Origin of the sequence: Streptomyces sp. NPDC006261 (assembly GCF_040613515.1) — a bacterium.
In the GTDB taxonomy this organism is placed as follows: domain Bacteria; phylum Actinomycetota; class Actinomycetes; order Streptomycetales; family Streptomycetaceae; genus Streptomyces.
Genome location: NZ_JBEXSI010000118.1, coordinates 1 through 7,904 on the forward strand (window position 1 = coordinate 1; position 7,904 = coordinate 7,904).

8 protein-coding genes are annotated in these 7,904 nt (G+C 72.5%); all 8 read left to right on the plus strand.

The annotated features are described in order from the left end of the window. The first annotated feature begins 203 nt into the window (after positions 1-203). The 8 genes from ABZ154_RS34340 (at position 204) to ABZ154_RS34375 (ending at position 7,705) form a co-directional block, all read left to right on the plus strand. Positions 204-1,109: a universal stress protein gene (locus ABZ154_RS34340; RefSeq protein WP_356838334.1), complete on the plus strand. Its 906-nt coding sequence runs from the start codon at positions 204-206 to the stop codon at positions 1,107-1,109. Positions 1,110-1,528: 419 nt separating this feature from the next. After that, positions 1,529-2,326, plus strand: coding sequence for a sigma 54 modulation/S30EA ribosomal C-terminal domain-containing protein (locus ABZ154_RS34345; RefSeq protein ID WP_356838336.1), 798 nt, complete (start codon positions 1,529-1,531; stop codon positions 2,324-2,326). A gap of 168 nt (positions 2,327-2,494) precedes the next feature. Beyond that, positions 2,495-3,412, plus strand: a complete 918-nt coding sequence (locus tag ABZ154_RS34350; protein ID WP_356838337.1) for a universal stress protein — start codon at positions 2,495-2,497, stop codon at positions 3,410-3,412. Between the two features lie 286 nt (positions 3,413-3,698). Continuing rightward, positions 3,699-4,178, plus strand: a complete 480-nt coding sequence (locus ABZ154_RS34355) for a universal stress protein (RefSeq protein WP_356838338.1) — start codon at positions 3,699-3,701, stop codon at positions 4,176-4,178. 7 nt (positions 4,179-4,185) lie between these two features. Beyond that, entirely contained in the window at positions 4,186-4,575 is a 390-nt protein-coding gene (locus tag ABZ154_RS34360; RefSeq protein WP_356838340.1) for a universal stress protein, read from the plus strand. A 306-nt stretch (positions 4,576-4,881) separates the two neighbouring features. Beyond that, entirely contained in the window at positions 4,882-5,781 is a 900-nt protein-coding gene (locus ABZ154_RS34365; RefSeq protein WP_356838342.1) for a universal stress protein, read from the plus strand. A 32-nt stretch (positions 5,782-5,813) separates the two neighbouring features. Beyond that, positions 5,814-6,845: an alcohol dehydrogenase AdhP gene (gene adhP, locus ABZ154_RS34370; protein WP_356838343.1), complete on the plus strand. Its 1,032-nt coding sequence runs from the start codon at positions 5,814-5,816 to the stop codon at positions 6,843-6,845. Next, positions 6,842-7,705 carry a universal stress protein gene (locus tag ABZ154_RS34375; RefSeq protein ID WP_356838345.1) on the plus strand — a complete coding sequence of 288 codons (864 nt, stop codon included), beginning with the start codon at positions 6,842-6,844 and terminating at the stop codon, positions 7,703-7,705. Before adhP ends, ABZ154_RS34375 begins: the two co-directional genes overlap by 4 nt. Positions 7,706-7,904: the final 199 nt, after the last annotated feature.

Sequence of the window (7,904 nt, forward strand, 5' to 3'; positions counted from 1 at the left end):
GAGGGGATGTGCGGACGGTGCGGCATCGAAGCGCCTCCAGGACGGCGGACGGAACGGGCGGGCGGACACCGGGCCGGGGCCCCGCCCCACCAGCCCGTCGGGACAGGGACCGTCGGCTCTCTTCCGGGACCAGCGGCCCCCTGCCCGCGAGGCCGCCGCAAGACACGCTGGGAACAGACCGACTGACACAGGAGGTGGGCAGCATGGCCCGCTCGATCACCGTAGGACTCGACGGCTCGCCCGAGAGCCGGGCAGCAGCTGAGTGGGCGGCCCGCGAAGCGGCGCTGCGGGAGCGGCCGGTACGGCTGCTGCACGTGTGGCAGCCGGTGCCGGAGCCCATGGCCGAGGCCCCGCCTCTCGGCACCGAGACACATCAGCACTGGACCGAGCGGATTCCCCGGGAAGCCGCGCAGGCGCTGATGCTGCGTCACCCCGGCGTGGAGGTGGCCACCGAGCAGCGGACAGGAGTTCCGGCCGAGGTTCTGCTCGACGCCACGCGCGACGCGGAACTGCTCGTGCTGGGTTCCCGCGCCCTGAGTGGCCTCACGGGCTTCCTGGTCGGGTCGGTCGGCCAGTCGGTGGTCGCCCGGGCCGATGCGCCCGTGGTGCTGGTGCGCGCCGGGGAACGGGCCGCCGACGAGCACGTCGAGGACCCCGTCGGCCTTCCGTCCACCGCTGCCGCCTTCCGGCCCGTGGTCCTGGGCCTGGACACCGACAGTCCCGACGACGCGGTGATCACTTTTGCGTTCGAGGAGGCGCGACGTCGCGCTGCCACGCTGACCGTCGCCACGGGCTGGAACCTCCCGTCCTCCTACGCGTACAGCCTGGCCGCAGGCGTGGACCTCCGCGAGGACATCATCCGGGAACAGGCCCTGGCGCTCAGCGAAGTGCTCCTGCCGTGGCGTGAGAAGTACCCGGATGTGGAGGTGGCCGAGGTCACTCGGCTCGGCAGTACCGCCGGCCTCCTGATCGACGCCTCGCGCGACGCCTCCCTCGTCGTCGTGGGCCGGCGCGTGCGCCGCAGCCCCTTCGGCGCGCACATCGGTGCCGTCGCCCACGCGGTCATGCACCACGCCGTCGCGCCGGTCGCCGTCGTCGCTCACCACTGACGCGCCGCGGTCCGCGCGAGCTGGTCCGTGCCGTCGACGACGCAGTCGTCGTTCTCGAGGCCGACGAGGCCGACACGCCTGCGCAGGAGCCTCGTGGCGGTGTCCCTCCGGCCGGCCCGACCGGCCACCTCTGATCTCTGCCCGGAGCACCGGCGGTTCACGAGCCTGGTCCGTACGAGCCGTCCACGATGCAGGCTGTCTGCCGGCGATCGGGCGCAGCGCGGTCCGCGCCGCGCCCGATCGCCCCCTCCCCTCCGAGCTCCGCGGATGGCTGTGGGCCGAAGGGCCCTCACCGCCAGGACGGTGGTCCTCGCGCAGGGGCCTCCCACGGGTACGGGTGGCACCTCGGTGCGGGCCCGTCGGCTCTGCCGGGGCTGAGCGGCGGGAGCCAGGATGAGGGAGACCGAGGAGGAGTTGCCATGAGTGGTCTCACGACCAGCGAAGAAGTCGACGTCCAGGTGCGGAACCGAGGACAGGTGCCGGAGGAGGCGGAAGCCTACGCCCGGAGGAAGGTGCTCGCGGTGATCAGCCATGTGAGCGAACCGGTCCTGTCGGCACACGTGAAGCTCACGCAAGCGGCCAATGCTTCGGCGGCCCGTCCGGCTACGGCTCAGGCCGTGGTGGACGTCAACGGCAGGCCGGTGCGGGCCCATGTCGCCGCGACCACCATGTTCGAGGCCGCCGATCTCCTGCAGGAGCGCCTGACCGCGCGCATCGCCCGGGCGCGGCGGTACAGGGCGCGCGGACCGCGCGGTGGCGGCCCGGACGACCGGACGTGGCGGGACGGCTCGGGTCATGAGCACCGCCCGCACCGCCAGCACCTTCCGGCCGAAGAGCGCCGCATCATCCGGCACAAGTCGTTCAGCCTGGCCCGGCAGACACCGCAGGACGCCGTGATCGACCTGGAGGCCATGGACCACGACTTCTGGCTCTTCACCGACCTGGCCTCAGGACACGACAGCGTGGTCTACCGGGACGCTGTCGGCGGCCGGCACCGTATGGCGTCGCTCGGGACCACCGGCCGGCAACGGGATCTCGAGGGTCCGCTGAGCGTCAGCACGGTTCCCGTCCCCGCGAGCGATGTGGACGAGGCCCTCCGGCGACTGCGCCTGACCGGCCTGCCCTTCGTCTTCTTCCACGACACCGGCACCGGCCGGGGCAGCGTGCTCTACCACCGCTACGACGGCCACTACGGACTGATCACCCCGGCCCTGTAGGGGGACGGTCTCACCGCCGTACCGCCCGTTCCGGCTCCCGGGATCGGACAGCACGCGGTCGACGGCCCGAGCGCCGCCGCCAGGCGCCGCGTCCGGGCCGTTGCCCTGCCCTCGCCTTGGCTCTGCCGCCGCTCCTCGACCAGACGTACCCCTCATCCGGAGGAAACCATGTCACGACGTACCGTCATCGCCGCTGTGGACGGCTCGGCCGAGTCGCTCGCCGCAGCGGCGTGGGCTGCCCGAGAGGCCCGCCTGCGCGGTCTGCCCCTGCACATCCTCCAGGCCGGGCAGGACCGTTCGCCGCTCTTCAGCCCCGCACCGCCGGGGGGCGTGGGCCCCACACCCGACGGAACCACCATGACCCGGCACGGGGCGGAGCGCGTCCTTGCTGTGACTGCCGATCGGCTGGGGGAGGGGTACCCCGACGTCGACGTCAGCGTGGAGCAGGTGATCGGGCGCCCCGTGGAGGTGCTGCTCTCCGCGACGGAGCGGGCGGAGGTATTGGTGATGGGATCGCGAGGGCTCGGTGCCCTCGGTGGTTTCCTGGCCGGATCGGTGTCCACGCCCGTCATCGCACGTGCTGAGCGCCCGGTTGTCGTCGTGCGGCCCGGCGAACGGGTCGAGGACGAGGCCGGTGGCAGCGCGGCCGGCAGGCAGTACCTCGACGTGGTGCTCGGCCTCGACCTCTCGCGGCCGTGTGACGAGTTGATCTCCTATGCCTTCGAAGCCGCCACCGCTCGCGCGGCCGGGCTGCGGGTCGTCCATGGCTGGACCGCCCCGGCCGTCTTCGACCACGGCCCCGCAGCCGCCGACCCCGGCCACCGTGTCGCCAGGGGCCTGCGCGAAGCGAGCGCGCTCACAGACGTACTGCGGCCGTGGCGCGGCACGTTCCCGCAGGTCGAGGTCACGGAACAGTGTGTCGTCGGCAGGGCCGCCCACCACCTCGTGGACGCCTCCGCGGACGCCTCACTGGTGGTGGTGGGGCGGCGTAAACGCCGGGCACCGTTCGGCACGCACGTCGGGCCGGTCACGCACGCGGTGCTGCACCACGCCGCCTCCCCGGTGGCAGTGGTCCCCCACCTGTGAGCGCGTACGGCCGGCTCGACGCGGACGGAGAGACCGCCGGAGCCGGCCGTCTCCGCTTCCCTGGCACACCGGCTCCCCGAAGCGGTCCTTCCGGCGATCGCGCGGTCCACCGCTGCCCGAGACCGGTTCGGGGCCGGCCCAACCGGTCGGCACAACCAGGGCCGCTCAGGCCCAGACCAGGGACGATCGGCCCCAGCGCCGTTCGCCGGACCCGTGTGAGGCTCACACCATCACACCATCACGTCCTCTGGGGTCTCCCCTCCCAGCGGCAGCATCAGGAGGCAGCATGTCCGGCACCATCACCGTAGGACTGGACGGGACCGACCACGCCGCGGCGGCGGCCGATTGGGCCGCGGAAGAGGCGGAGCGCCGGGGATCGGCCCTGCGCCTGGTGCACGCCTGGGTCTGGCGCCCCACGGACGTGGCGTACGTCGGAGACCGGGCGGCCGAGGAGCGCTGGGTGCGCAACGTGCTCGACGAGGCCCGGTCCCGCGTGGCCAGGCAGCATCCGGCCCTGGACGTCACGACCGAGCTGATCGTCGACGATCCGGTGCCCACTCTCCTGGCCGAAGCCGCACGCGCCGACATGCTGGTGCTGGGATCGCGTGGTTACGGCACCCTGACCGGCTACCTGCTCGGTTCCGTCTCGATGAAGGTGCTGCGCCAGGCGGCCGGGCCGGTCGTCATGGTCGGGAAGCCGCACGCCGCAACGCCCCGGCACGCTCAGGAAGTGGTGGTCGGCGTGGAGCCCAGGGCAGATCGGTGACGCGGTCATGGAGTTCGCCTTCTCAGCCGCGGCCGAACGCGGAGCCATCCTGCGTGCCGTACACGCCTGGAGCGTCCCGACGGCCCTCGCCTGGAGTCCGGGTTCGCTGTATCAGGTCGACGAGGCGAACGGTCTGGAGCAGATCAACAGGGAGGTCCTGACCGAGACCCTCAAGCCGTGGCGCGGCAAGTACCCGCAGGTCGAGGTCGTCGAGCACTTCGAGATCGGCTCTGCCTCCGAGGTCCTGCTGTCCGACAGCGTCGGTGCCGGCCTCGTGGTCGTCGGGCGTCGCAGCCACGAGGCGGGCCTGCGACGCATCGGTCCGGTCACCCACGCCGTTCTGCACCACGCCACAGCCCCTGTGGCGGTCGTGCCTCACGACTGTCCTCCCGGGTAGGACCGCCGCCCGCCGTGCGGACGAAGGAGCGTGCGATGTCTCCTCTCCCGCGTCGGCCGGGCCTGGCCGGACCGCCGGCTCGCGCCCGGACCGCCGGCACCGCCCGGTGCCGCTCGACCTGGCGCGGCTGTGGTCGTCCGCTTCCGGCCGTCCGGGGCCCTCATGACTGCGGCTGAGTGCCCCGCATCGCCCGTCCACCCACACTGACAGGGCCGGTCGGCCCCGGCGGGGGACCAGCGGCCCCTGCCGCGAGAACCTGCCGAACGCGACGCTGGAACCAGAGCACCCGACACCGAGGAGACCATCATGGCCCGTGTGATCACCGTAGGACTCGACGGATCGGCCGAGAGCGCGGCCGCCGCGGAATGGGCGGCGCGCGAGGCGAAGCTGCGTGACCTGCCGGTACGGTTGGTCCACGTGTGGATGCCGGTGCCGGAGCCGATGGCCCAGGCCCCGCTCCTGGGAGCGGAGACCCACCAGCACTGGACCGAGCGGGTGCCCCGCGAGGCCGCCGAAGGGCTCGGACTCCGCCACCCAGGGGTCGAGGTGAGCACCGAGCAGCGTACCGGGACGCCTTCCGAGGCCCTCGTGGAAGCCGCCCACGACGCGGAACTACTGGTCCTGGGGTCCCGGGCGCTGAGCGGGCTCGGCGGATTCCTCGTGGGCTCCGTCGGACAGTCCGTGATCGCCCGGACCGAGGTGCCCGTGGTCCTGGTGCGCGCCGGGGAACAGGCCACCGACGAGCACGTCATGGGCCCTGCCGGCATCCCGTCCGCCGCCACCGCGTTCCGGCCCGTCGTCCTCGGCCTGGGCAGTCCCGACGACACCGTCATCGCTTTTGCTTTCGAGGAGGCACGGCGCCGGGAGACCGCCTTGTACGTGATCCAGGCCTGGGACACGTGGCCCTACGCCGTCTACACCATCGGGCCGGGTTTCGAGCACCACGAGGGGTTCACCCGACAGCAGGCCGACGCACTCGCCGAGAGCCTGCGTCCCTGGCGGCAGAAGTACCCGGACGTCGAGGTCGTCGAGATGTCCCGCCCGGGCAGCGCCGCCACTCACCTGATCGATGCCTCCCGTGACGCCTCCCTCGTCGTCGTGGGCCGGCGAGTACGCCGTAACCCCTTCGGAACCCACATCGGTGCCGTCACCCACGCGGTGCTCCACCACGCCACCGCGCCCGTCGCCGTCGTCGCACACGACTGACGCACCTTGGGACACAGGAGAACGAGGACATCATGAAAGCAGCGGTCGTACGGGCATTCGGTCAGCCCTTGGTCATCGAGGAGCGCCCCGACCCCGAGCCCGGCCCCGGACAGGTCCGTGTCCGCGTCGAGGCGTCAGGGCTGTGCCACACCGACATCCACGCCGCGCACGGCGACTGGCCCGTCAAGCCCACGCCGCCGTTCGTGCCCGGTCACGAAGGTGTCGGCCTCGTGGAGAAGCTCGGCGAGGGTGTCACCCATCTCGCCGTCGGTGAAAGGGTCGCCGTGCCGTGGCTCGGCAGCGCCTGCGGGCGATGCGAGCACTGCCTGTCCGGGTGGGAGACGCTGTGCGAGAGCCAGGTCAACACCGGTTACGGCTGCGACGGCGGATACGCCGAGAAGATGCTGGCCCGGGCCGATTTCGCCCAGCTGGTGCCCGAAGGTGTCAGCGCCATCGATGCGGCCCCGCTGACCTGCGCGGGCGTCACCACCTACAAGGCCCTCAAGGTCGCCGGCGTCCGGCCCGCACAGCTGGTCGCCATCTCCGGCGTGGGCGGTCTCGGCCATCTGGCGGTGCAGTACGCGAAGATCGCCGGCGCCACCGTCGCCGCCATCGACGTCACCGACGAGAAGCTGGAACTCGCCCGGGAACTGGGCGCCGACATCCTCATCGACGCCCGTACCCAGGACGTCGGGGCGGAGTTGAAGCGGCACGGCGGCGCCCACGCCGCCCTCGCTCTCGCCGTCAGTCCGGCCGCCTTCGAAGCCGTCAACTCGGGTCTGCGGCGCGGCGGCAAGCTCGTCATGGTGGCCCTGCCCGCGCACGGCACCATCCAGGTGCCCATCTTCGACACCGTGCTGAACGGCACTTCGGTGATCGGCTCCATCGTCGGCACCCGCCACGATCTCGCGGAGGTCTTCCAGCTCCACGCGGACGGCCGGACGAAGGTCATCCAGGAGACCCGCCCGCTCACCGCCGTCAACGAATCGATCGACGAGGTCCTCCAGGGGCAGGTCAAGGCCCGCATCGTCTTCGACCTCGGCGGGGGAGGCTGGGACCGATGAACCTGCCCATGATGGTCGGCGTCGACGGCTCCGAGGCCAGTCTGCGGGCCGTCGACTGGGCGGCCGACGAGGCCGCCCTGCGCCGGGCGCCCCTGCGCATCGTGTACGCCTCCCTGTGGGAGCGCTACGAGGGGCCCGCACTCGCGCGCGAAATCGGCAGCTCGTCCGGGCGTGTCGCCGCGGAGGACATCCTCGCGGCCGCGGCCCTGCGGGCGCTGCGTCATCACGCCGAGCTGCACGTCACGACCGCCGACGTGCTGGAGGAGCCTGAACACGCCCTCGTGCGCGAAAGCCGCGACGCGTCTGCCCTGGTCGTAGGCACTCGTGGACGCAGTGGTCTCGCAGATCTGCTTCTGGGCTCCGTCAGCCTGACCGTGGCCGCACAAGCGGACTGCCCGGTCATCGTGATCCGTGGCAGCCACAGCAACCGCGCTGTCGCCCGAGGCCGGGACCACATCGTCGTCGGTGTGGCCGACGCGCCGACAGCGGCAGTGCGCTTCGCCTACGCGGAGGCGAAGCGGCGCGATGCCGCGTTGGAGGCGGTACGGGCGTGGCGGTGCCCCATGCACGAGTCGGTCGACCACCCTCTGCTCACCGGTGAGCCCGAGCGCGTGTACGAGGAACGGGCGGCGAGGGAGCTGGAGGAAGCTCTCGCCGACGCTCCCGGGGAGGTTCGGCTGCGGCGGCGCACGGTGGAGGGCCCCGCCCGCAGGGTTCTTCTGGCCGCTTCGCGAGACGCCGGCCTCCTCATCGTGGGCCGGCGGCGTCCCGGCCGGCCGGGACCTCATCTGGGACGGGTCGCCCACACGGTCCTGCACCACTCCGGCTGCCCTGTCGTGGTCGTGCCCGAACGGGAGTGAAGCCACACGCTCCGACGCCGGACGAAGGGAAGAGCGGACCGGCGACACATCTCGGGGATGCGGATGGCGCTGGGCTCCGAGAGGGGCAGGGGCGAGCTGCGGGCCAGGGGGGCGCCGGGCTCGCCGGTGGGTGCGGCGCGGGCGGTGTCAGGTGGGACCGTCGATCTGCTTGTTCGTCAGCTGAGGTGGTCCGCCGGTC